The 22,550-nt window shown below is 66.4% G+C and carries 19 protein-coding genes; 3 read left to right on the top strand and 16 right to left on the bottom strand.

Features of this window, described 5'->3' with window-relative positions:
• Window positions 1-32: 32 nt before the first annotated feature.
• From rfbA to IEX50_RS11275, 7 genes are all read right to left on the bottom strand, one after another.
• Window positions 33-902: a glucose-1-phosphate thymidylyltransferase RfbA gene (gene rfbA, locus IEX50_RS11305; RefSeq protein WP_157176014.1), complete on the bottom strand. Its 870-nt coding sequence runs from the start codon at window positions 900-902 to the stop codon at window positions 33-35.
• The gene (gene rfbD / locus IEX50_RS11300; RefSeq protein ID WP_229673923.1) at window positions 899-1,828 is read right to left on the bottom strand and encodes a dTDP-4-dehydrorhamnose reductase; all 930 of its coding nucleotides are present in this window, start codon (window positions 1,826-1,828) and stop codon (window positions 899-901) included. The genes rfbA and rfbD overlap by 4 nt, the downstream gene beginning before the upstream one ends.
• Window positions 1,825-2,880 carry a dTDP-glucose 4,6-dehydratase gene (rfbB, locus tag IEX50_RS11295; protein ID WP_157176013.1) on the bottom strand — a complete coding sequence of 352 codons (1,056 nt, stop codon included), beginning with the start codon at window positions 2,878-2,880 and terminating at the stop codon, window positions 1,825-1,827. Before rfbB ends, rfbD begins: the two co-directional genes overlap by 4 nt.
• A gap of 10 nt (window positions 2,881-2,890) precedes the next feature.
• Window positions 2,891-3,463 (bottom strand): dTDP-4-dehydrorhamnose 3,5-epimerase, encoded by a 573-nt coding sequence (rfbC, locus tag IEX50_RS11290; protein WP_157176012.1) that lies wholly within the window; start codon window positions 3,461-3,463, stop codon window positions 2,891-2,893.
• Between the two features lie 187 nt (window positions 3,464-3,650).
• Window positions 3,651-4,796, bottom strand: a complete 1,146-nt coding sequence (locus IEX50_RS11285) for an AGE family epimerase/isomerase (protein ID WP_157176011.1) — start codon at window positions 4,794-4,796, stop codon at window positions 3,651-3,653.
• 10 nt (window positions 4,797-4,806) lie between these two features.
• Window positions 4,807-5,886, bottom strand: a complete 1,080-nt coding sequence (locus tag IEX50_RS17460) for a D-glycero-alpha-D-manno-heptose-1,7-bisphosphate 7-phosphatase (protein WP_198350634.1) — start codon at window positions 5,884-5,886, stop codon at window positions 4,807-4,809.
• Window positions 5,883-6,629: a tetratricopeptide repeat protein gene (locus tag IEX50_RS11275; RefSeq protein WP_157176010.1), complete on the bottom strand. Its 747-nt coding sequence runs from the start codon at window positions 6,627-6,629 to the stop codon at window positions 5,883-5,885. Before IEX50_RS11275 ends, IEX50_RS17460 begins: the two co-directional genes overlap by 4 nt.
• 3 nt (window positions 6,630-6,632) lie before the next feature.
• Between IEX50_RS11275 and IEX50_RS11270 the strand changes: the two genes are divergently transcribed.
• Window positions 6,633-7,166 (top strand): hypothetical protein, encoded by a 534-nt coding sequence (locus IEX50_RS11270; RefSeq protein WP_157176009.1) that lies wholly within the window; start codon window positions 6,633-6,635, stop codon window positions 7,164-7,166.
• A 35-nt stretch (window positions 7,167-7,201) separates the two neighbouring features.
• Here the strand turns inward: IEX50_RS11270 and IEX50_RS11265 are convergent, their stop codons facing one another.
• The 8 genes from IEX50_RS11265 to IEX50_RS11230 form a co-directional block, all read right to left on the bottom strand.
• Window positions 7,202-8,605 (bottom strand): glycosyltransferase family 9 protein, encoded by a 1,404-nt coding sequence (locus IEX50_RS11265; RefSeq protein ID WP_184075227.1) that lies wholly within the window; start codon window positions 8,603-8,605, stop codon window positions 7,202-7,204.
• A 315-nt stretch (window positions 8,606-8,920) separates the two neighbouring features.
• Window positions 8,921-11,014: a glycosyltransferase family 9 protein gene (locus IEX50_RS11260; RefSeq protein ID WP_157176007.1), complete on the bottom strand. Its 2,094-nt coding sequence runs from the start codon at window positions 11,012-11,014 to the stop codon at window positions 8,921-8,923.
• 120 nt (window positions 11,015-11,134) lie between these two features.
• Window positions 11,135-12,346, bottom strand: a complete 1,212-nt coding sequence (locus tag IEX50_RS11255) for a hypothetical protein (RefSeq protein ID WP_157176006.1) — start codon at window positions 12,344-12,346, stop codon at window positions 11,135-11,137.
• A gap of 74 nt (window positions 12,347-12,420) precedes the next feature.
• Window positions 12,421-12,915, bottom strand: a complete 495-nt coding sequence (locus IEX50_RS11250) for a hypothetical protein (protein ID WP_157176005.1) — start codon at window positions 12,913-12,915, stop codon at window positions 12,421-12,423.
• Entirely contained in the window at window positions 12,912-13,463 is a 552-nt protein-coding gene (locus IEX50_RS11245) for a glycosyltransferase family 9 protein (protein ID WP_229673921.1), read from the bottom strand. The genes IEX50_RS11250 and IEX50_RS11245 overlap by 4 nt, the downstream gene beginning before the upstream one ends.
• The gene (locus tag IEX50_RS11240; RefSeq protein ID WP_184075229.1) at window positions 13,460-14,965 is read right to left on the bottom strand and encodes a glycosyltransferase family 9 protein; all 1,506 of its coding nucleotides are present in this window, start codon (window positions 14,963-14,965) and stop codon (window positions 13,460-13,462) included. The genes IEX50_RS11245 and IEX50_RS11240 overlap by 4 nt, the downstream gene beginning before the upstream one ends.
• A gap of 92 nt (window positions 14,966-15,057) precedes the next feature.
• Entirely contained in the window at window positions 15,058-16,242 is a 1,185-nt protein-coding gene (locus tag IEX50_RS11235) for a tetratricopeptide repeat protein (protein WP_157176002.1), read from the bottom strand.
• Window positions 16,243-16,256: 14 nt separating this feature from the next.
• A complete protein-coding gene (locus IEX50_RS11230) occupies window positions 16,257-18,305 on the bottom strand; it encodes a glycosyltransferase family 9 protein (RefSeq protein WP_157176001.1) in 2,049 nt (682 codons plus the stop codon).
• A gap of 284 nt (window positions 18,306-18,589) precedes the next feature.
• Between IEX50_RS11230 and IEX50_RS11225 the strand changes: the two genes are divergently transcribed.
• Together IEX50_RS11225 and rfaE1 are read left to right on the top strand one after the other, a co-directional pair.
• Window positions 18,590-19,807: an FkbM family methyltransferase gene (locus tag IEX50_RS11225; RefSeq protein ID WP_157176000.1), complete on the top strand. Its 1,218-nt coding sequence runs from the start codon at window positions 18,590-18,592 to the stop codon at window positions 19,805-19,807.
• Between the two features lie 54 nt (window positions 19,808-19,861).
• Window positions 19,862-21,316, top strand: coding sequence for a D-glycero-beta-D-manno-heptose-7-phosphate kinase (gene rfaE1 / locus IEX50_RS11220; RefSeq protein WP_157175999.1), 1,455 nt, complete (start codon window positions 19,862-19,864; stop codon window positions 21,314-21,316).
• Between the two features lie 72 nt (window positions 21,317-21,388).
• Here the strand turns inward: rfaE1 and IEX50_RS11215 are convergent, their stop codons facing one another.
• Entirely contained in the window at window positions 21,389-22,495 is a 1,107-nt protein-coding gene (locus IEX50_RS11215; protein WP_157176180.1) for a polysaccharide biosynthesis/export family protein, read from the bottom strand.
• Between the last annotated feature and the right edge of the window lie 55 nt (window positions 22,496-22,550).

The raw sequence follows: 22,550 nt of genomic DNA, 5'->3' as shown, positions 1-22,550 counted from the left end.
CGTGGGCCCGTCAACCGGACCCACGGTCGGGTTCAGCCGCGCTGAGCGACCTTCCGGAGATAGACCCCGTAGTCACTCTTGCCATACGCCTCTGCGGTCCGGGTCAGCGCGTCGAGATCGATGAACTTCATTTCGTAGGCGATTTCTTCCGGGCACGCGATCTTGAACCCCTGGCGCTTCTCCAGCGTCCGGACGAACTCCGCCGCCTCCAGCAGACTGTCCGGCGTCCCGGTATCGAGCCAGGCAAAACCGCGGCCCATGATCTCGACCGACAGCTTGCCCTTTTCGAGATACATCTGGTTGAGGTCGGTGATTTCCAGCTCGCCACGCGCCGACGGCTTCAGGTCGGCGACCATGTCGACGGCTTTCTCGTCGTAGAAATAGACGCCGGTCACCGCCCAGTCGGAGCGCGGGCTGTTCGGCTTCTCCTCGATCGACAGCGCGCGCATGTCGGCGTCGAACTCGACCACGCCGTAACGCCGCGGATCGTCGACATGATAGGCGAAGACGGTGGCGCAATCTGTCCGGTTGACCGCGCGTTCGAACATCGCCGTCAGGCCGTGACCATAGAAGATGTTGTCGCCAAGGATCAGTGCCGAAGGCTGCGACCCGACGAAATCGGCACCGATGATATAGGCTTCGGCGAGACCATTCGGTTCAGGCTGAACCGCATATTCGATGCTGATGCCCCATTGCGACCCGTCACCGAGCAGCGACTGGAACGACGGCACGTCGCGCGGCGTGGAGATCAGCAGGATATCGCGGATGCCGGCCAGCATCAGCGTCGACAGCGGATAATAGATCATCGGCTTGTCGTAGATCGGCATCAGCTGCTTCGAGGTGACGCGCGTCATCGGATGCAGGCGGGTGCCCGAGCCCCCGGCCAAAATGATGCCCTTCATCGGTTCGTCTCCATTGCGGCGGGTTGGGCGGTTACGAGATCCTGGACGATTGCCCGGATTGCTGGACGCCAAGGTTGCGGTTCGATGCCGTAGTCGCGCGTCAGCCGTGCGGTCGACAGCCGCGAATTGGCCGGGCGCCTGGCGGGCGTGGGATAGTCGGCGGTGGTGATCGCATGGACCAGCGGACCCGGCCGTCCGGTGATCCCGGTCGCGACGGTGAACACCTCACGCGCCAGGTCGCACCAGCTGGCCGACCCGGCGTTGACGAAATGATAGGTGCCGGTCGGCGCGGCGGCGTCGGCCACCATCGCTTCCACGATCGTGACGATCGTGGAAGCGATGTCGGTGGCCGATGTCGGGCAGCCATATTGATCCGACACCACGCGCAGTTCGGGCATCGTCTCGCCCAGCCGCAGCATGGTCTTGACGAAGTTCACACGCGTGGCGCTGACCACCCAGGCGGTGCGCAGGATGACCGAGCGCGGGTTACCGGTGCGGACCGCGATCTCGCCGGCCAGCTTGCTCGACCCGTAGACGCCGAGCGGTGCCACCGGATCGGTTTCGGCGTAGGCGCCCTCCACCGTGCCGTCGAAGACATAGTCGGTCGACACCTGGACGATCGGGATGCCGGCCTCCGCACTGGCGGCGGCGAGCAGGGCGGGGCCGGTCGCGTTGGCGGCCCAGGCGACGGCAATATCCTGTTCCGCCTTGTCGACCGCGGTATAGGCCGCGCTGTTGACGACGGCGTCGGGCTTCTCCCTGTCGAACCAAGCCGCGATCCCCGCGGCGTCGGTTAGGTCGAGCTCCGCGCGGGTCGGGCATAGCAGGGTGACCTGCGGGCTCCACTTGGCAGCCGCTAGAGCGAGGCCGAGCTGTCCCGCACCGCCGGTGACGAGGATACGCACCGCGCCGGGCATGGCGCTCATTTCCCCTTGCCGAGCCGGCCCGTGTCGTAACGCTGGTCGAGGATCGCCTGCCACCAGCTGCGATTGTCGAGATACCAGCGCACCGTCTTGGCGATGCCGTCCTCGAACGTCTCGATCGGTTCCCAGCCGAGTTCGGCGCGGATCTTCGATGCGTCGATCGCGTAGCGGTGGTCGTGGCCGAGCCGGTCGGTCACGAACCCGATCTGGTCGGCATAGGGCTTGCCGTCGGCGCGCGGGCTTTCGCGGTCGAGCGTCTCGCAGATCGTGCGGACCACATCGATGTTGCGGCGCTCGCTGTTGCCGCCGACATTGTACGTCTCGCCCGGCGCGCCCTGTTCGAACACGCGGCGCAATGCACGGGCATGATCCTCGACATACAGCCAGTCGCGGACGTTGGAGCCGTCGCCGTAGACCGGCAGCGGATCGCCAGCGAGCGCGCGGATGATGATCAGCGGGATCAGCTTTTCTGGGAAGTGATACGGCCCGTAATTGTTCGAGCAATTGGTGATCAGCGTCGGCAGCCCGTAGGTTTCGTGCCACGCGCGGACCAGATGGTCGGACGCCGCCTTCGACGCGGAATAGGGCGAGCGCGGGTCGTAGGACGTCGTCTCGGTGAAATAGCCTTCGTCGCCGAGCGAGCCGAACACCTCGTCCGTGGAGATGTGGTGGAAGCGGAATGCGGCCTGGTCGGCTTCGTCGAGCTCGCGCCAGTAGCCGAGCGCCTGCTGCAGCATGTTGAACGTGCCGACGATGTTGGTCTGGATGAATTCGCCGGGGCCGTCGATCGAGCGGTCGACATGGCTCTCGGCCGCCAGATGGGCGATGACGTCGGGGCGGAACTCCGTGATCGCGGTGCGCACGGCGTCCGCGTCGCAGATGTCGCCCTGGATGAAGCTGTAGCGTGGGTCGGCGTCGATCGGTTCGAGCGACGTCAGCACGCCGGCATAGGTCAGCTTGTCGAAGTTCAGGACCTCATGATCGCTGTCGCGGATGAGGTGGCGGATGAGGGCAGAGCCGATGAAACCAGCGCCACCGGTGACCAAGATACGCATAAGGATCCAATCAGTCGTTGAGGGTGCCGAGCGGCACGCCGTCATAGTCGAAGGGGCTGTCGAAATCGGAAAGCGACGGCAGGATCATGTCCTTGGCAGACAGCGCAGCGCCGGCAGGCGGCAGCGGCCAGTCGATACCGATGACGGGGCAGTCCCAGCGGATGCCGCCTTCGGTTTCGGGCGCATAGACGCGGGTCACCTTGTACGCGACCTCGACATCCGGTTCGAGTGTCACGAACGCATGGCCGAACCCGACCGGGATCCAGAGCTGGTCGCCGGTCTGCGCATCGAGCCGCGCGGAAAGATGCTGGCCGTAGGTCGGCGATCCGCGCCGCAGGTCGACCGCATAGTCCATGATGCTGCCGCGCACGCAGCGGACGAGCTTGCCCTGCGCCATCGGTGGCTTCTGGAAATGGATGCCACGGATCGTGCCGGTGTGGACCGAGTAGGACTGGTTGTCCTGCACGAACGTTTCGGTGATCCCCTCGGCGGCCAGTTTATCCACACGGTAGGTTTCGGAGAACCAGCCGCGGTCATCGCCGAACCGGCGCGTGTGTATCAGGCGAACAGGCGAACCGGTCATGATATGGCTCGAGCGTGGGACGCAGCCTTGCGCGGCGCGGCGGTGCACCGATATCGATTGCTTCGTTCCACTCAAGCACCTCCCCGTACGCCAGGTTTCCCCGGCTTTCCCCGATCGCGCCCTCTGGCCTCAGCCGCCTATCGACTTCGATTGCAGCAAGCAACCGATTGCCAGTAGGCTTTAAATCTTAATCGTGCCCCGCCAGGACTGCCGCGGCACAGACGATATGGTAAAGGCTGCTGAGACGAGCCGGTTCCACCATGGGGCGGCCATCGACGTCCAGATGCTCCCACCACGATCCACGCACCGGGTGATCGAAGAACCGCAACAGTCCGCTAGTCGCGGCGGCTGCAGAGGCCTCCGCACGATCCCGCTCGGCCGCGTCGCGCGCGATGCCGGCAAGTGCCACATGCGCCTTGATCCGTTCGGTCTGCGGCCAGAGGCGGAGACGCGGATCGCGGACCTGCAGATCGGGCGTCAGTTCGTTGACGGCCAGCGCCTGTTCCGCCGACACGCCGTGCGCCTCCGCCAGATCGACCAGCCGGCGTGCGGCGGCGATCGCATCCGCGCGGTCGCGCAGCGTGCCCCAGCGGATCAGCAACCACGCCCATTCGAACTGATGACCGGGTTCCACGACGTCCATCTCGGCCGTGTCGATGAACCGCCATTCGCCGTCATAATATTCGCGGAGCGACCCGTTCGCGGGGTTGATGAACCGCGCCAGCGCCAGTTCGGCAAGCGTATCGGCGAGCGTGTCCCAGCCACCATCCGGATCGATCGCCGCCCACGCCAGCGCCGCCTCGAACATGTGCATGTGAGGATTGGCCTTCAGCGGCAGCGTGCGCGGCATCGCTTCCTCGAACCCGGTGTCTGGATGCGACCAGCCGGCGACCATCCGGTCGCGCAGCGTGCGGGCACGCTGGCGCAAGCCGTCCGGGTCCTCGCCCACAGCGGCCGCGGCGGCGAGGCCGAACAGGACGAATGCTTGGTCGTACAGGTCGAACCCCGCCTTCACGATCGTGCCGTCCGGGGCGACGGTCGGCACCACAATGCCGTCCGGATCGACCAGATGCCGGTCGAGAAACGTCAACGCGTGCCGCATCATCGGACGGGCACGATTGCCCCAGCCGAGCCGTTCGGCAGTGGCGAACACATAGACCTGGCGCCCGGCCACGCGCGCGCGGCGCGGGTCGCCGATCGGCTCACCGGTCGGGGTGAAGCGTTCGAAGAAGCCGCCATGAACCGGATCGACGCCGACATCGACCGCGAACGGGAGTGCGGCGTCGAACAGCCAGCCACGCAGATCGGCGAACGCGTCCGAGTAGAGCGTCATGCAATGTCCTTCAGTATTGAGACAGGATGCCGGCGACGAAGTCGTGCAAGTTGTCGCCGGAGAACAGGTGCCCGGCGATGCCGGCGTTGCGGGCCGCGGCCATGTCGCTTGATTTGTCGCCGATCATGAAACTGCGCGCACGGTCGACGGGCCAGGCGTCCATCAGGTCGAGCAGCATGCCGGGTTCCGGTTTCCGCCAGGACGACACGCGGCGATAGGCGGGGTCGGCGACGTCCGGATGAAAAGGGCAATGCCGCTCGTCATCGATCCGCGCACCGGCCGCAGCCAGCGTATCATGCATCTCGCGGCGAAGTTCGAAATACGCCGCGTCGCTGAACAGACCGCGGCCGATGCCCGACTGGTTGGTGACCACGAACACATAATAGCCCCGTTCGTTGAGCAACCGGACGGCGTCGGCTGCGCCCGGCATCCAGACGAGCCGGTCGATGCTGCCGATATAGCCATGGTCGATGTTGAGGACGCCGTCGCGATCGAGGAACACCGCGGGCTTCCGGCGCTGCGCCCGGTGTGTCGTCAGGTGGCTGCCGGGACCGACCGCGCAGACAGGACCGTTCACGACCAGCGTCGCCGATCCGTCCGTCGGTACGGGAATGGCGGACGACGCGGGGGTCAGACGGTCGAGATCCTGACGCATCAGGCAGACCGCAACCGGAACGGCGGAATTGTCATCGTCGCGCCGGGCCATCGCAATGGCGCTTCCGGTCCGGGCCAGGGCGCTCAGGCGGTCCAGATCGACCTCGGCCCACAGGCTGCCGTCCATGACATGGAACCGGTCGTGCAGCAGCGGTGAGGCGGCCTGCAACGCAGCGTGGGGGGGCAGGGTGCTGCGTTCCACCCGGATCGAGAGCGGCCGGTGCAGTTGGGCGGGCAGGGCCGCTGCGAATGCATCCAGCCCGGCGATCCCGGGCTGAGCGAGCAGCAGGACGTCGTCGACGCGGTAGCGACCCGCTTCCTGCACCAACAGTTGCAGCAACGGGATATCGTCGATCGGGGCGAGGTAGGACATCTCCCGATCGAGGCAGAGCAAAACGATCTGGCGAACGGTCCGCGCTCCTTCGTCCGCGCTCACGACTTCGTCTTGCCGGAAGCCGCCGCGAACCGTTCGAGCCTTGCGGTCCGGCGCAGGATGCGGTCTCGCGACGAACCGAACCCGGTCCGGATCGCAAAGCCGGCGAAGTTGCGCGTCAGCACTGCGTCAAGCCGCTCTATGGTCGGCCGGTCGTCGGGTTCCAGCGACAGCGCCGTCCGCAATGACCGTTCGGCCCCGTCATAGTCACCGCCGCTGGCCTGCACTTCACCCAGCACCATCCATTCGACACGGCTGTGCGGATCGCGCGTCGCAAGCCGTCGCTGGGCCCCCGTCGCCAGGTCGTAATCTCCATTGTCGATTCCGGCATCGCGGATTCGCCAGAGCATTTCGCGTTCCAGGGCGCGGCCGGGCGCGCGGATGATGTCGGACAATAGCTGGCGCAACGCGCGCTGCATCCCACGGTCTCCGAGATCGTCGATGATGTCGAGCTGCATTCCGGGATCGAGGCTGAGCGCGAGCAGGCCGGACCAGCGTTCCAGCGCGTCGTCGTCGATTGGCTGTCCGGCCCGTTCCTGCGCGATCCGCGCCAGCGCGAACACGTCCTGGCTGGTGCGCAACAGCAGCGGCACATTGTCCAGCCAGGGTCCGAGCCCACCCGCACGGCACCGCGCGGCGGCATGGAGCAGGGCGGCCGACCCGAACGGCGCATAGGCAAGGTCATGATGCGCCAGAGTCCAGTCGCGCAACCCGGCGACAACGGCGTAGGAGACGAGCGTCGACACCGGTTGGCCGACCAGATCAGCCGGAGTGTCGGGACGATCCAGTATTTCGGCCCGGATCGCGTCCAATATGGCCGCAAGCGCGTGGTGCGTATCCGGACCCTCCGGCCTGGACAGCGTCGAGACCAATGCGCTGCAAAGGAGAGCGGCGTCCGGTTCGGCGATGCCCAAAACCGGAAGGACAAAGCCTTCCGCTCCGGCTTCGCAAGTCATGACAGGAGGGGCGATCATCATCAGGCGGGACAGGTCGGCGATTGCGATTTCCAGCGAGAATGTCTCGGACCCGCCCGGGCGTCCGGCATCGCGGGTCGCCGGCCCGGCGGGCCACAGGCCACGGCGCAGATCGATCAGGTCGTGAAGCCGTCGGGCTTCTGCTTCGTAACCACTCGCAACAAGAAGGTCGGCGCAGTCGATTTCGTCTTGGATCGAGGGCACACCGTGAGCCAGCGCGACCAGTGCGCGGTGGACGAGGCGATTGACGACGCCCCCGTCGGGCGGACCGGAACGGCCCGGTTGGGCGAAAGCCAACGTTTTTTCTGACAAAATCCGTCCTACCGAACTGGTTGCAGGGAGTGTCACGATAGGTTCGCCCCGGCATTGGCGCAACCAAGCGACGCACCGAGGATGTCCTGCAGGGCGGCGAGGACTTCGCGCGGGGCGATGTCGGTAATGCACGCAAACTGCTTGCCGCACAGGCCGGGGTCTTGGGCGATCAGGCAACCGGCGCACGGCACCTTGCGGCTCAGGATCACACCGCGTCCTTCCTGACCCCACTCGCCCCAGTTCGTGCGCGCCATATGCAGGCTGATGACGGGGACGCCGCGCAGCGCCGCGAGATGCTTCGGCCCCGAATCGTTGCCGACGAACGCATCGCAGAACGACAGTAGCGCATCAAAATCATCGAACGGGATGCGTCCGCCGATCCGGACGATGCCGTCGTCGGCATCATGGGCAGAGCCGTCGGTGATCAGCACGACCCGCAGCCCGGTCTCCGCCTGCACCATGGTCGCCAAATCCGCATAGTGCTGCCAGCGCGCGAACGGCAGCCTGGCCCCGTCGTGCAACACGACATACCGCTCCGCCTCGCCGATCCCGAACGTCCCGAGCCGCGCACGATCCAGTTCAGGACGACGGACGACCACAGCATGGTCGCCGAGCAGCGTCGCGAGCCACTCGACTAGCGCGACCAGCTTGAGACCATGCGGCACGGTTTCGTGGCGGTTCGATCGATCATGCGTGTAACCTTCGACCTGCGCGGTCAGATAGCGGAACTCGCCACTGCCGAAGCCATACAGGAAGGGCGCGCCGGACAGCGGGAGCAGCGCGCGCGAGGCACTGCTCTCCGAAAGATCGATGGCGATCTCGAACGCGAAACCGGCCAGTCGGTCGCGTAACGCGATCTGGTCCGTCAGTGTCATGACCCGGTGTCCGGCCCCGGTGCCGTCCGGAAATTCGGCCACCACGATATCGTCGAACACCGTCATCGTGCGCGCAAGGTCCGCATTGGCCGGGGTGACGAGACCGACAATGCGTGCGTCCGGGAACAGCGCCCGCAGCCGCAGAAGCGCCGGAACCGAAATCGCAAGGTCGCCAAGCTGGTCCATTCGCTGAACCAGAACGGCGCGGGGCGGTTGGAGGAGCGGCGGACGCCGGGCTGGGCGGACCATCGTGGGTCGGGCGGCGACGCGCGTCTCCAACGGACCGTCTCCGGGAGGGAGATGGAGCACGGCGTCGCTGTTCGCGAACGTCGCCTCATCCAGCGGGGTCGCGACGACGACCCGTTCGTGGTGCGTACGCACACTGGCAGTGTCGTCGTCGTCAAAAAACCGCAGTTCAAGATCGTGGCGGCCGGATGTCAGATCGCCGAAGTCGACCCAGACGTTGAAAACGTGGCGCGACAGGCGATCCGAACCTGGAACATGGGTCCCACGATCGAGCGCGACGCAGCAGATCCTGATCCCGTCGAGCAGCAAGTCCATACGGTGCAGGCTCCGTCGCGCGAAGCAGGCCCCCCGAACAGCCTCGATTCCGCGCAGCGTCGCAACCATACCCCAATGGCTCCGCTCCTGCCGTCCGAGCTGCATGATCTCAACCCGTTCCCGGTTGTCGTGATGCACGGGGGCGCGACCGGGCAGGAGTTCGGGAGCGAGGCCGGCGGCATCTGCGGCGTGTTGCAAGGCAAGCATGTTCGCTTCGTCCTCATCCGTCGTCCGGTCCGCGGTGTGCGGGTCGATCATATCCCGGGCCGCAATGCGGGGGCCGCCCCGGGCAGATCTTGCGAGGATCTTGTCCGATCAGCCAGCGGAAACCCCCAGATATTCAGCGATCGCGCCGAACACTTCCTCCGGGGAAATCAGGACGATGCAGGCGAAGTCCGCCCCGCATTCGTCTTCGTCGTGAAAGATCAGGCAACCCGCGCAGGGGACGCGCCGCGTCATGATCTTGCCGCCCATTTCCTGGCCCCATTCCGTCCAGTTGATGCGGTTGGTGAACAGCGTGACGATGTTGACGCCGCGGAGCGACGCGAGATGCTTCGGCCCGGAATCATTCCCGACCATCGCGTCGCAGAACGAGATGATCGCGTCGAAATCGTCGAACGGCAGCCGCTGGTCGAGGAAAACGAACCGGTCGGACGCGAGCAGTTCGGCTGGCAGCGTCGCGCGGACGCCGGCATCCTCGGTCAGCATCACGACCTTGTGACCGGTCCGGTCGAGGATCATCCGGGCCAGCGCCGGATAGTGCGGCCAGCGGCTGAACACCACGCGCGCGCCGGCGTGCAGCACGACATAGGGTTCGTCCGGACCGATCCCGTACGCCGCCAGTTGCGCGCGCGACAGGTCCGCGCGGCGCATTACCTTCGCGCTCGTCCGGGTCACCGCACCGAGCGATTCGATCATCGCCAGGACCTTCGTCGAATGCGGAACGATGTCGAGATTGGTGAGCGGATCATGCGTGTTGAACACGAAATTGGCGGAGAGCCATGGCCATTCAGATTCGCCGACCCCCAGCGTGAAGCGTGCGCCGGCCAGCCGCAGCAACGGCCGCGACACGCTTGATTGCGCCAGATCCAGCGCGATATCGAAGGCGTAGGGCGCCAGCCGCGCGCGCAACGCCTGCTGGACGTTGAGCGGCATCAGCCGGCGGCGTTCGACCGGATCGTCGGGAAAATCGGCGACGATGATCTCGTCGAAGATGTTCAGCGTCTTGGCGAAGGCCTCGTTCGCGATCGTCAGCAAGCCGACGATGTTCGCGTCCGGAAACAGTTCGCGTAAGCGCAGCATGGCCGGGATCGACGACACCATGTCGCCGAGCTGGTCGGTCCGCATGACGAGGATGTTGCGCGGCGGGGTGGGGAACAGGCTGCGTTCGGCGGGGCGAACCATCGATCCGCGCGCGTTGACCTTTTCGACCACGGTACGCGGCTCCGTCCGATCGATCTCCACAACTGCATCGGACGTCGGATAGTCGGCCTCGACCAGCGGGTCCGCCACCACCACCCGGTCGTGAAAAGAACGTGCGTTCCCGTCGATGTCGAAAAAACGCAGCTCGATCGCATAGCGACCATTCGCAAAGACGGCGAAGTCAAGCCAGACGTTGAATACGTACTTCTTGCGGAGATCCGGTTCGATTTCGAACGCCAGATTATACCCGCCTTTCACCGGACCACGATAAAGCGTCAGGCCGCTCATGATGATCTGGAGATGGTCGATCGGTCTGCCGGAAATCACGAAACCGCGAACTGCTTCCACACCGCGCAAGGTCCGCGCATCGCCCCAGAAGCTGGGTTCGGTGTGACCGAGCCGGCGGACCTCGATATGGTCCCGATGTTCGTGAAGCATGGTGTCGCTGGTTCGCGGGACCAGGGCCGGGACCAAATTCGATAGATCGGGACCGACGCGAAGCGATTCGATAACGACGTCCGCGTCCGGACCGTCACCCGTTACCAGTCGCGTGTCGAGCGGCGCCGCATCGGTTCGTCGCCCACGCCATCCGGCTTTGGCAAGATGCGACAACTCTTCTTCTGGAACGGCCCAGCCGGGCTTCAGTGCCAGGGCTTGTTTGTAGGCGGCCTGTGCGTCGGCAATCCGTCCGGACAGCTTGTAGAGGTGCCCGAACTGCACCTCCAGATCCGCGTCTCCGGTACGCAAATTGCGGGCGGCCAGATAATGCGCCTCCGCCTCTTCGTAGCGTCCGGATTCCTTCAGCATGTGGCCGCACTGAACATGTGCGCCTCGATTACCCGGCGCGAGCAGCAACGCCTCCTGGTACAGGACGGCGCTATCGACGAAGCGCTCTTCCCCCTGGGCGGCGCGCGCGCGGATCAGCAGGGCGTCCGCGATGTCGGAGGACTTGGCCTTACGCAGACCGAGAGCTTTGAGAACGGGCAAGCGATATCCTTCGTCAGCCGGGCGGCGGCTTCGACTTTTTCAGCCGATGGTTAAGGTCAGATCGCAGTCTGGCGAACCCACTGTCAAGTCTGTCCGGGTGCTTGATTGTTTGACCAAAACTTATGTCCCGTTCTTGCGGACGATGACACCGAACGAATGCGGGCCGTCGTCGCCCGGGTCCGTATGCATGTTCAATTGCGCGACTTCGTGCTTGCCGCCGACGATCGCGAGCGACAGCTGCGCGAGCCGATTGCGATCGAACGTGCCGGGGGCGAGTTCCAGACCAAGCTGATCGCGCCCGATCTGCGCGGTCAGCATATGGACGGCCATGCCGCCCGGCTTCAGATATTCGATCGAATCCTCGACCAGGTAGATGAGGTCGGTCGGGTTGGGCAGGACGTCGCACAGTCCCATCGACCAGAGGAAGTCGTAGCTGCGCATGACGGTGGGCGGGGGCAACGCGACCGGGCTTTCATACCCGTCCTTCGTTTCCACGCCGTCTTCGGACGTCGGAGCAGGCGCGGCGGCCGCGGCAAGCGCTTCGGCGGAGGCGGTGGTGCAACCCAGCCCGTTCAACGCCTTGGCCATCGCATCATAATCGCGGCCGAAGCCAAGTCCCGTTCCGCCGGCATCGATGACGCCGAACGCCTTCAGGACGTTCAATACGAACACGGGTTCCCACTGGAACCGGTCTGCCGGTTCGCTGAACCCCAGCACGCTCTGCCATTCGCGGAACGCCGGTTCCCTCAACTGCGCCGTTGTGCAGGCCTGCGACATCGGCTTGGCCAGCTTGACGGGGCGGTTGGTAACGAGCGTCGCGACGTCGCGCATGCCCTTCGCGCGGTACTCGTTATGGTCGGACGCGACCACCGGCTTGCCCGCGCGTCCCGGATAATTGCGGCACGTGACCGTCAGCGATTCACCGACCGCCTCCGACGGCGTGCCCGTCCGCGCCAGGATCGCGTAGCGGAAGCCCTCCTGCACCTCGAACGCGATCGACGCCGTGCCCCCGCTTGCCGCCAGCGTGCGGAGCGAGAAATCGTCCTTCAGCACCAGTCCGAGCGCTTCGGTGCGGATCTCCAGCGAATGGACCGACACCATCATCCGGTCCTTGCGCGACCGCAGTCCGGTAAAGGTCAGGTCCGCTTCGACCAGGCCAGGCGTGAAATCGACGTAGAAGGTGTGGAAGACATAGAACGGATCGGCCGGTTCCTCGTCGCGGTTCAGCCCGCGCACCGCGCTGACCGCGTCGCCGAGATAGCCGAACGGATCCAGCACCACCTCGGTCATCGGATCGCCCGTGCCGTCGTCCGCTTCACTGGTCATCGTCATGTCGTCTCGAACCCGTTGCCTGGCGCCGTGGTGCCATTGTCGCGCGCCACGCTCCCTATCTGCGCCGGGCCGGTTTAGCCACCCCGCGCCGGGGATGCCGCGGGCGGAGCGGTGGTCGGCGAGCCTGCGCGCAGCTGCTCGATCCGCTGGAACAGGCCCTGTTCCGCGGTCCGGCTGGTGCGCGTTTCCAGCGCGACGTGCTTGTCGAGGCGGGTCAGCTCGGCGCGGACCCGATCGAGCCGTTCACGCTCCTCCGTAACCGTATCGCGCAGCATCAGCCACGCATCGGTGCTGCGCAGCACGGGATCGATCCGGTCCTCGATCGCATCGACACGCGCGGTCAGCTCGCCGACGCGGTCGCGCAGCGCCGTCATCGCCGCGACGAGTTCCGCCTGGCTGCGGTCGGCCGCCGCACGCTGCCGGTCGTCTTCCTCACGCTGTCGGTTGGCCGCCGTCAGGCGGGCGTCGAGTTCGGCGATCCGCTCTGCCATTGCGGCGAGCGCCGGGCTGTGCGGGGCGAGCAGCCAGCCGCGCAGGCCGCCGGGGCCGGATTGCGTCTCGTCTGTCATGCAAGCTCCTGTTGCGCCGGTGTCGCCGCGTCCGCGGCCGTGGCGCGCGCCCGTTCGGCGATGAGCGCCAATGCCGTGTCGGCCACCAGGCGCGGCGTGATCAGCCGCAGGCATGCCTTGTCGAACGGGCAGCTAGAGCCATGATCGAAATGGCAGGGCGAACAACCGATCGAGCGGGTGAGCGTGACCACGCTGGTACCCAGCGGCCGCCATTCCAGCCGTTGGTGCGACCCGCTGAACACACACAGCGTCGGAACGCCGAACCGCCCGGCCAGATGGGCAACGCCGGAATTGTTGCCGATCACGCAGGTCGCTGCCTCAAGCTCCCGCACCACCTGCGGCCACGCGATCCGGCCGCACTCGTTCGACACCCGATCTGGGTCGTGCTGACGGACAATATCGCGTGCGCGCAACCGCTGGTTCGCGGTGCCGATCACCCGAATCCGGCCGGGCCACGCATCCGCCAGATGGCCGATCGCCGCCGCAAAATGTTCGGCGGGCCAGTCGCGGATGTCGCTATTGGAAAATGGCGCGACGATGATCGTCATGCGGGCGGCGTCCACTCGCGCAGCACGCCGGCCTGCGTGACGCGCAGCAGCAGCAGTTCGACGAGCAGCGTGGTGTATTCGGACTGATGCAGGACGCTGCTGGCACCCTGCCGCACCAGCCGGCCGCCGAAGAACTGGAAATCGGCCAATGGTTCGTCGTCGACCGGCCAGAGCCGGAATTCGAACCGCCCCCCGTCGGTCTCGTTGCGGAAGATCATCGGCGGCGTCTCGGCCCCGCCGAACACGCCGCGGTGGAGAACCTTCTCGTCCACCGCGATGTCGTAGGCGACGAGGCCCGGCGTGCGCGGATCGATGTCGATATGCGGTTCGAACAGATATTGGCCGGGCAGCAGGTGGCGATAGGGGCCCCAGACGACGGCGTTGCCGTCCTGCCGGATCAGATCGCCGCGCGCGGCGATCTGGTGATGCGTCCGACGGAACACGCCGCGACAGTCGAACTCGCGTGCCGACAGCTCTTCGATCCGCACCGCTTCCCAGCCGTGGCGCGTCGCATCGACCGGCAGGAAGATGTCGAGATAGGGAAATTTGGCACGGTTGCCCATGCCGGCCCGGATGTCCGCGCGGACCAGTGGTAGCAGGAAGCGCGTATCGTCGTCGTTTCGCAGGTCGATCGCGATATCATATTCGCCGGTCACGGTTTCGCGGAACAGCGTCGTCTTGCCGTGGACATCGACCTTTTCCTCGGTCGAGTTGCGCGGGAACACGTCGAACGCGACGACCCGTTCGAACAGCCCGGTCTCCTCCGCCATGCCGACGTTCCACGACCCCACGACCAGCGTGATTTCGGCATCGGGGAAACCGGTGCGCAATCTCTCAAGCGCGGGCAGACCCATGATGAAGTCGCCGAGATGGTCGAGCTTCAGCACGAGGATGCGGGTCGGGTGGGACACGGCGGGGCGTTCCAGCCGGGTGTGGCCGGGTTCGAACGCGAAGTCGGGGCCGGTCGCGGTCAGGACCTGACGCTCGGTCAGGTCCCAGTCGGGGATCGGCGTCCGTTCCAGCACCAGCGCAATGTCATGCCGCCCGACCGGCGGTACGCTCCGTTCGAGCCGGTAGTTGTAACCGTTGTCCAGATCGCCGAGCCAGCGGACGCGGTAGCTGTTCGGGATCAAAGCTTCCTCGACCTCGTCCAGCAGCGCGGCGGGGGTGTAGAGCCGGCGTTGTTCCGGCCGCCAGCGCGACGGCAGCGCATTGCTGCGTTCGAACAGGAACGCGTGCGGGACCACGATGACGAGATGCCCGCCGATCCGCACGGCCCCCATCCAGTCACGGATCGCGGCGCGAAAGTCGCCGACATCCTGCAGCCGGTAGCCGGCGAACACGATGGCATGGCCATCCTCGTTCCGGGGAAGGGGCGCGGCGCCGACCGCGACGATGTCGCCGGAACCCAGCCAAGGTGCCAGTGGGCCGTGCCGATATGTCTCCGGCGATCCCCCGCGACGTGCAGTTTCATGTTCGGAACCAAGCGTGGGACGCTGCAACGGCGATAGTCCTTGAATGCGGGCGAGACGTTTCGATCCATCGTCTAACCGATGGGAATCAGTGGGTCGATAGTGTTGCCGTCAGCCGGCTTTCATCCTTTTGGGGGTACCATGACGCTCCGTTGCGAACTGGCCCGGCGTTGCATGAACCGAACCAGCCGGCGGTCCTTGCTCGATCCGAAACCACCGGCGACGGCCAGATCCCCAATGCGACCGGCCTCGATCGCGGCCAGCTTGTCGCGCGCAGCATGATTGTCCGGATCGATCGACAGCGCACGTCCGAGAGCGCCGATCGCCGCAGTGGCCCGCCCGACCGTCGCTTCCACCTCGGCCAGGACGATCCATTCGACGGCGTTGTCCGCGACGCCTTCGGCGACGTGCCGCTGCACGTCGGCGGCAAAGACCGGGTCGCCTAGATCGATCGCCGCATCGCGCAGCGACCAGAAGATCGGCGTGTGCAGGCGGAGCGCGGTGCGGCGTATCTCCGATCGAAACAGCGCGCGCAGAGCCGGCAGTGCGCCTGCATCGCCGAGCGCATCGACGAGCCAGAAGCGTTGCGTCGCACCGAGATGGGGCGCCATCCGCACCGCCCACAGCAGGTGCGCGTCGCCATCCGCCTCCAGCCGATCACGTGCCACGCGCTGGACGAGATCGAGCAGCGCCAGCCCCGAACAGCGGGCCGCATTGCCGAGATAGGGGCCGAGACCCGAGCGGCTGAGGCGCGCCACCGCATGGAACAGCCCCGACGATCCAAGCGGCGCGTAGGCGAGGTCATACCGTAATCGAAAAAAGTACCGCACCGCGTTGAACGCCACGCGCTCGGCAAGCGCGGGAAGGGGATCCGTGACATGTTCCGCAAGGCAGTAGGGCAGGTGCGAGATGACCGAGGCATGGGCGGCCGCAAGTTGTGCGCCGGGGTCGCCCGCGGGATCGTTCAGCACGTCGATCAGCGTGCGGCAGAGTTGGATAAGGGCGGCATGATCTGCGCGATCGGCGGGTGACGGAAGGTCGGTCGCACCCGGATCGACGAGCGGGAGGCTCGCGAGATCGTCGATCGCGGCCGGCACGTTCAGCGGCGCGTCCACCGGCGCGGCCAAATCGTCGGAAAAGCCGTCGAGCAACGTGGCGAGCGCAGCGAAGACGCTGCCGACCTCCGGCATGTCCGCGTCCGCCGCAAGGTTGGCGATGGCGACGTGATTGGCAATCCGGTCGAAATCCGCAGTACAGTCGATCAGCGCCTTGCGCAGCGCCACCGTCGGGTCCGGGGCCTTCTGCATGTGATCCGCCGCGATCACAGCAGGTCCGTCACCGCGGTGAAGACTTCTTCCACGCCGATTCCGCTCAGGCAGACGAAGTCCTTGCCGCATTCCTCCGGCGCGTCGTGGATGCCGCAGCCGGCGCATGGCACGCGGCGGCTGATGACGACGCCATCGCCTTCCTGGCCCCACTCGTTCCAGTTCAACCGCGCCATGTGGAGGCTGACGACCTTTGTACCGCGCAGCGCCGCGAGATGCTTTGGCCCCGAATCATTGCCGACGAAGACCGCGCAGAACGACAGGAGCGCGTCGAACGTCTCGAACGGCATCCGCCCGCTGACCGCGTGGAACCGTTCGGACGCCATCAGACCGGGCGGCAGGTCGCCGGCGGCGATCGGGTCGTCGGACAGCAGCACGACATGGTGGCGTGTTTCCGTCACAAGCCGCTCCGCGAGTTCGGCGTAGTGCCGCCACCGGCTGAACGCGAGCCGCGCGCCGGCGTGGAGCACGATGAACGGCGTGTTGTCACCCAGCCCATGCCCGGCGAGCATGTCGCGGCGGAGCGCCGGGTTGGGCGCGACCGCGGCATGGCCCGACAGGATGCCGCCCAGCCAGTCGACCATCGCGACCAGACGCGCCGAATGCGCCGCGGTTTCATGTCCGTTGACCGGATCATGCGTCGCTCCGGTCGCGTCCGCCGACAGCCACACCGCCTGTTGCGAGCGGAATCCGTAGATGAACGGCGCGCCGGACAGCAGCAGCAGCGGCCGCGAGGCGGCGCTTTCCGACAGGTCGATCGCGACGTCGAACGCGTAGGGCCGCAGCCGTTCGCGCAGCGCCTGCTGATCGCCGAACGCCATCACGCGGCGACCCTCGGACGGATCCTCCGGGAATGTCGCGATTTCGATCGCATCGAACAGGCCGAGCGTCGCGCCAAGCCCCGCATTGGCGGCCGACAGCAGGCCCACGAGCCGCGCGTCCGGGAACAGCGCGCGCAGGCGGCGGATCGCCGGGACCGATACCACCAGATCGCCGAGCTGGTCGACACGCTGCACCAGGATCGCGCGCGGCGGGTGCGGCAGCAGCGTGCGGGTAGCGGCACGGACGGCGCTGGGCCGCGCGTTGACCTGATCGTCGACGCTGCGCAGGTCGTTCGGGTCGATCGACACCAGCCCGTCCGACCGCGGCAGATCGGCCTCGGCCTGCGGCGCCGCGATCACGACCTGAAGGCGGTGGAACAGCGTGCGATTGCCGACATCGATGCAGCGCACCTCCACCTCGTACCGGCCATGCGCGAAACCGGAGAAGTCGTGCCAGATGTTGAAAACATATTTGCGCTGGCTGGGTGCCCCGCCGCGCATGTCATGCGCCGTCGGCGGCTCCGTCCGCACCACCGTGCCGTCGACGACGATCCGCACCTCCACGATCGGGACGGGTGAGATCACGTGGCCGCGGATCGCCTCCACCCCGCGCAGCGTGCGCATCGTGCCCCAGCGGCTGCGTTCGCGGCGCGCGCCGAAATGGCGCACCTGCAGCCCGTCGCGAAACGTGCGGCGCACCTCGGGTTCGCTGCGCGGCAGTAGCTCGGGCGCCATCCGGTCGAAATCGACGGACTGGTCCGCCGGGGCGGCCCCGCCGTCGCTGCGTGCGCGGCGATCGTCATAGGCGCTGCGCAGCGCAGCCAGTTCGTCGGCGGCGTCCGACCAGCCCGGACGCATATCGAGCGCCTTGGCGTAGCTTTCGATCGCCTGGTCCGGGCGGCCGGACAATTTGTAGAAATGGCCGAATTGCAGCGCGAGGTCCGCATTGCCCGGACCAAGGCGGTCGGCGGTGGTGTAATGCGCCTCCGCCGCGTCGAAATCGCCGGCTTCCTTGTACATATGCCCGGTCTGGATGTGGATACCGGGCAGCCCCGGCGTGAACTTGATCGCTTCCTCGTACAGGATGGCGGCGGCAAGATAGTGCCCCGCGTTGCGCGCCTCGGTCCCGCGTTTGTAGAGCCGGTGTGCGATCTTTGCGGAGGACCCGGCCGGGATGACGAAACGTGCGGCCCGCCAGAGCCGCGCCGAACCGAACCGCGTCACCACCGGCGGTCCGTCCCGTGGCGGGGCGCCACCGGGTGCGAGGGCAGGGTGGGGTATGGCGGGGCGTGGAACATATCCGATGCCGGATACCGGGCCGGTCCGGGTCCGTCCAGCGGCGGCGCGTCACCGCGGTGCTGGAAAGACGCGCACCCTTGGCGTAGGGACTGCGGCCATTCGGGCGGAGGGGGGCGCCGGAAGCGATCGCGCGGCGGAACGGTTTGTCGTTCACCCGCGTCTTGTGGGCAAGGAACCGGCGATCGCCGGTCATGCGAAGGTGAGTGGACGTGCTTAATTCCGCGGTTGGTTCGCCGGTCCAGATCGACGGCCGTGACTGGATCCAGACTTCGACCGACAGGGGGCATGCCGTCTACGGACCCTATCTCCAGTTCGAGCCGGGCCGTTATGTCGTCGAATTCGCGCTCGCCCCGCTCGATCATCAACAGTTCAACAGGGATTTTCGCTGTGCGGTGATTGATGTCGTGGCCGGCACGGGCACGAAACAGCTGGCGCGCCGCGAAATCCGGCTGTCCAACCTGCAACAGGGGATGGCGCGGTTCGTCCTGCCGTTCGTGTTGAAAGAGACGCAGCGGCTGGAGTTTCGCGTCTGGGTAAACGGCAAGGCGCCGCTGCTGGTCGCGGACGAGCGGCCTGTCGTCCTGGTGCCATCGCCCGACGCCGATCCTGCGCAACTGGTGGCGGAGGCACGCTTTCCCGAGCCGGACGATCGGAACGCACCGGAATTCTTCGTCACCCACCGCGAGGAGCTGCGCCAGTTGCACCGCGACGGGGCGGCAGTGCGGATCCTGGGCGACAACGTCGTGCTGCGCGTCGACGATGTCTCGTTCTTCGCCCGGACGCGCGACGATTTCAACTTTGTGGGCGAGGTCTTTTTTCGCAACGCGTACAACATCTTCGCCGATGCCGAGCTGTGTGTGGTCGATATCGGCATGAACATCGGGCTGGTGTCGATGATGTTCGCGGCCAAGCCCAATGTGCAGGAGGTCCATTCCTTTGAACCGTTCCGTGCGACATTCGACCGCGCGCTCGCCAATTTCGCGCTGAATCCCGAATTGTCGGAAAAGATCATCGCGCACAATATCGGCCTGTCCGATCACGACCGGGACGGGACCATCGCGGTATCCGACGTCGACGCGTCCGGATCGATGTGTATCGTCCCGATGCCCGGCGGGACGCCGGTCCGGGTGTCGGTGCGCGATACGGCCACGATGCTGCGCCCGGTGATCGAGCAGGCGCGCGCCGCCGGGCGGACAGTCGTGCTGAAGGTCGATTGCGAGGGGTCGGAGTTCGCGGTGTTCGAATCGCTCGAGAAGGCAGGTCTGCTTGAGCAGATTTCGGCGTTCATGGTTGAATGGCACCGGATCTTCGACAGCAAGACGCAGGCTGATCTGGTCGCCCCGCTGCTGCGGCGCGGTTTCCTGGTGTTCGATCAGAGTCCGCCGCATTCCAACGGCTTCTTCTACGCTGTACGGATGGCGGCCTGATCGGTCGCTGTCGATTTCTTCGTTCGTCCTTCTCCTCAACATGATTGGCGCAGCATGCAGACGCTTCTGGATCTCTTTACCAATTGCAAAATCGCCGTGGTCGGCGACGTCATGCTCGACTGCTACATCACCGGGGACGTAAACCGGATCTCGCCGGAGGCTCCGGTACCGGTCGTGCGTGCGCGGTCGGAGCGGATGGTACCGGGCGGGGCGGCCAACGTGGCCGCCAACCTTGCGGCACTGGACGTGCATGTTCGCCTGGTCGGGATCACGGGGGAGGACGTGGCGCGCGACCAGTTGATCGCCAAGCTGTGCGGAATGGGCGATATCGAATGCGGCGGGTTGGTCGCGGCCGGCGATCGCCGGACGACGCAGAAGCTGCGCATCATCGGCGCGCATCAGCAGATCGTGCGCATCGATCACGAGGATGTCGGCATCGACGATCCGGCGCTGGACGAAGTCTGCATCGCGGCGGCGCGCACCGCGATTGATGCGGCCGACGTCGTGATCCTGTCGGACTACAACAAGGGCGTCTGTTCGGACCGGCTGGTGCGCGCGGTGATCGATCACGCCAATGCGGCGGGCAAGCCCGTGCTGATCGATCCGAAGCGGCGCGACCTGACCGTCTATCGCGGTGCATCGATCCTGACGCCGAACCGCAAGGAATTGTCGGACGCGACCGGCTTGCCGTGCGAGACCGACGAGGAGGCCGCAGCAGCGGTGGCGCAGGCGCAGGCGGCGTGCGGCGCGGCGGTCCTGTTGACCCGCTCGGAAAAGGGCATGTCCTTCTATCCAGTGGATGGAACCCCGTCGCACATGGCAACCGTTGCGCAGGACGTGTTCGACGTGTCGGGCGCCGGCGATACCGTGATGGCGGTGCTTGCGGCGTCGATCGCGGCCGACCTGCCGATTGCGGAAGGCATGCGGTTGGCCAACCATGCGGCGGGCATCGTCGTGTCGCACATGGGCACCGCCACCGTGACGCGCGACGAGCTGATCGCTTCGCTTGCCGCCGATACGGTTTCGGCTTCGGTCAATGACGGGCGGTTCGTCGATCTCGACGGCGCGGTGGCACTGCGCTGGAGCTGGGCGAAGGAGAAGCTGACCGTCGGGTTCGCCAACGGGTGCTTCGACCTGCTCCATCCGGGCCATGTCTCGCTGATCCGCCAGGCCGCGGCCGGCTGCGACCGGCTGATCATGGCGCTCAACACCGACGATTCGGTCCGCCGGCTGAAAGGGCCGACCCGCCCGATCCAGGACGAGGCGGCGCGCGCCGCAGTGATGGGCGCAATCAAGGGCGTGTCGGCGGTGGTGCTGTTCGGCGAGGATACCCCGCTGGAGCTGATCACCGCGTTGCAGCCGGACATCATCGTCAAGGGGTCGGACTATACCGAGGATCAGGTCGTCGGCGCCGACATCGTCAAGGCGCGTGGTGGACGTGTGATCCTGATCGACCTGTCAAAGGGTCATTCCACTTCGCGGATCGTCGCGGCGGCGCAGGCGGAGTGACCGGGCGCCGGCCGCGGCCGGCGTTACGGACCGGGCGGGCGGCGTCGTGCCGATCCCGCCCGGTCGTCCGGATCAGCGCGTGACGGCGCGTGCGGTGACCAGCGGCGAGAACAGTTGGTTGATGATGTTGACGAGCTTCGCCGGCTGGTTCGCAGCGGCGTTGGCGATGTAGATCACGTCGCGGTCGCGCATGGCGAAGCGTTGAGCCACAAAGTAGCTTTCTGGCTTCAGCATGTTCAGCTGATACACCTGAGGCGGCCCGGCGTCGGGGGCGTCGGGGATACCGTCGTAGCGGAACAGGAACACCGCGGCCGGATCGGCCTGGACGTCGTTCGGTCCGCCGACACGGGCCAGCGCCTCGGCCAGCGAGACTTCGCCGGTTTCGAAATTGACCTGCGAGACCTTGGCGGTGGCGCCAAACACGTCGAACGTACGGGGGCGGCGGATCAGTTCGACCCGGTCACCGGGGATCAGGAACAGGTCGTCCGGCGTGCCCGACCGGATGAAGCCGAGCCGCTGTTCCACGATGCGCCCGTTGCGCGAAAAACGGATGAGCGTGTCCTCGGACGTGCCGACCGAGCCACCCGATGCGGCGATCGCATCGAGCAGCCGTTCACGTCCCAGCGACAGTTCGAGGCGACCGGGTCGCCGGACGTCGCCCGAGACGTAGACGGTGTTGGCGATGTTCGTCCTGATCGACACCAGCGCCTGCGGGCTCTGCGACTTGCCCTTCAACCCCTGTTCGATCAGGCGCTGCACCTCGAACGGCGTCAGGCCCGCGACGCCGAGCCGGCCGATATACGGCAGGCGGATCGTACCTTCACGGTCGACGACCATCGTCGGGAAGGTTTCGCTACGCGCGGACGGGTCGAAACCCTCACCCGCCACGCGCGTGACGGAACCGCCGAAGAGCGCGACGCCGACTTCGTAGATACTGATCGTCAGCACGTCACCGGGCCCGATCGTATCGGTGCGCGCGTCCTGTGCGAGTTGCGCCAGCGTTGCAACGCTGGTCCGACGCGTCGTCTCCTCGCGCCGCAACCGGTCTACCGTCGCCGCGTCGAGCGGGACGATCGCGAACTTAATAAGCCCGCTCGATGCCTCCGCGCCGCGCCGGATCTGCCGTTCGGTCGGGCCGCTGGAGGGCAGGGTCGCGCACCCCGCCAGCATCGATGCCATCGCAATCGAGGAGAAAACGGAGCCGCAACGCGGAAACGGGGAATTCGGCATGTCT

It is taken from the genome of Sphingomonas prati, from assembly GCF_014643515.1.
Classification (GTDB): Bacteria; Pseudomonadota; Alphaproteobacteria; order Sphingomonadales; family Sphingomonadaceae; genus Sphingomonas_R; species Sphingomonas_R prati.
This window is presented reverse-complemented; position numbering and strand designations above follow the sequence as displayed.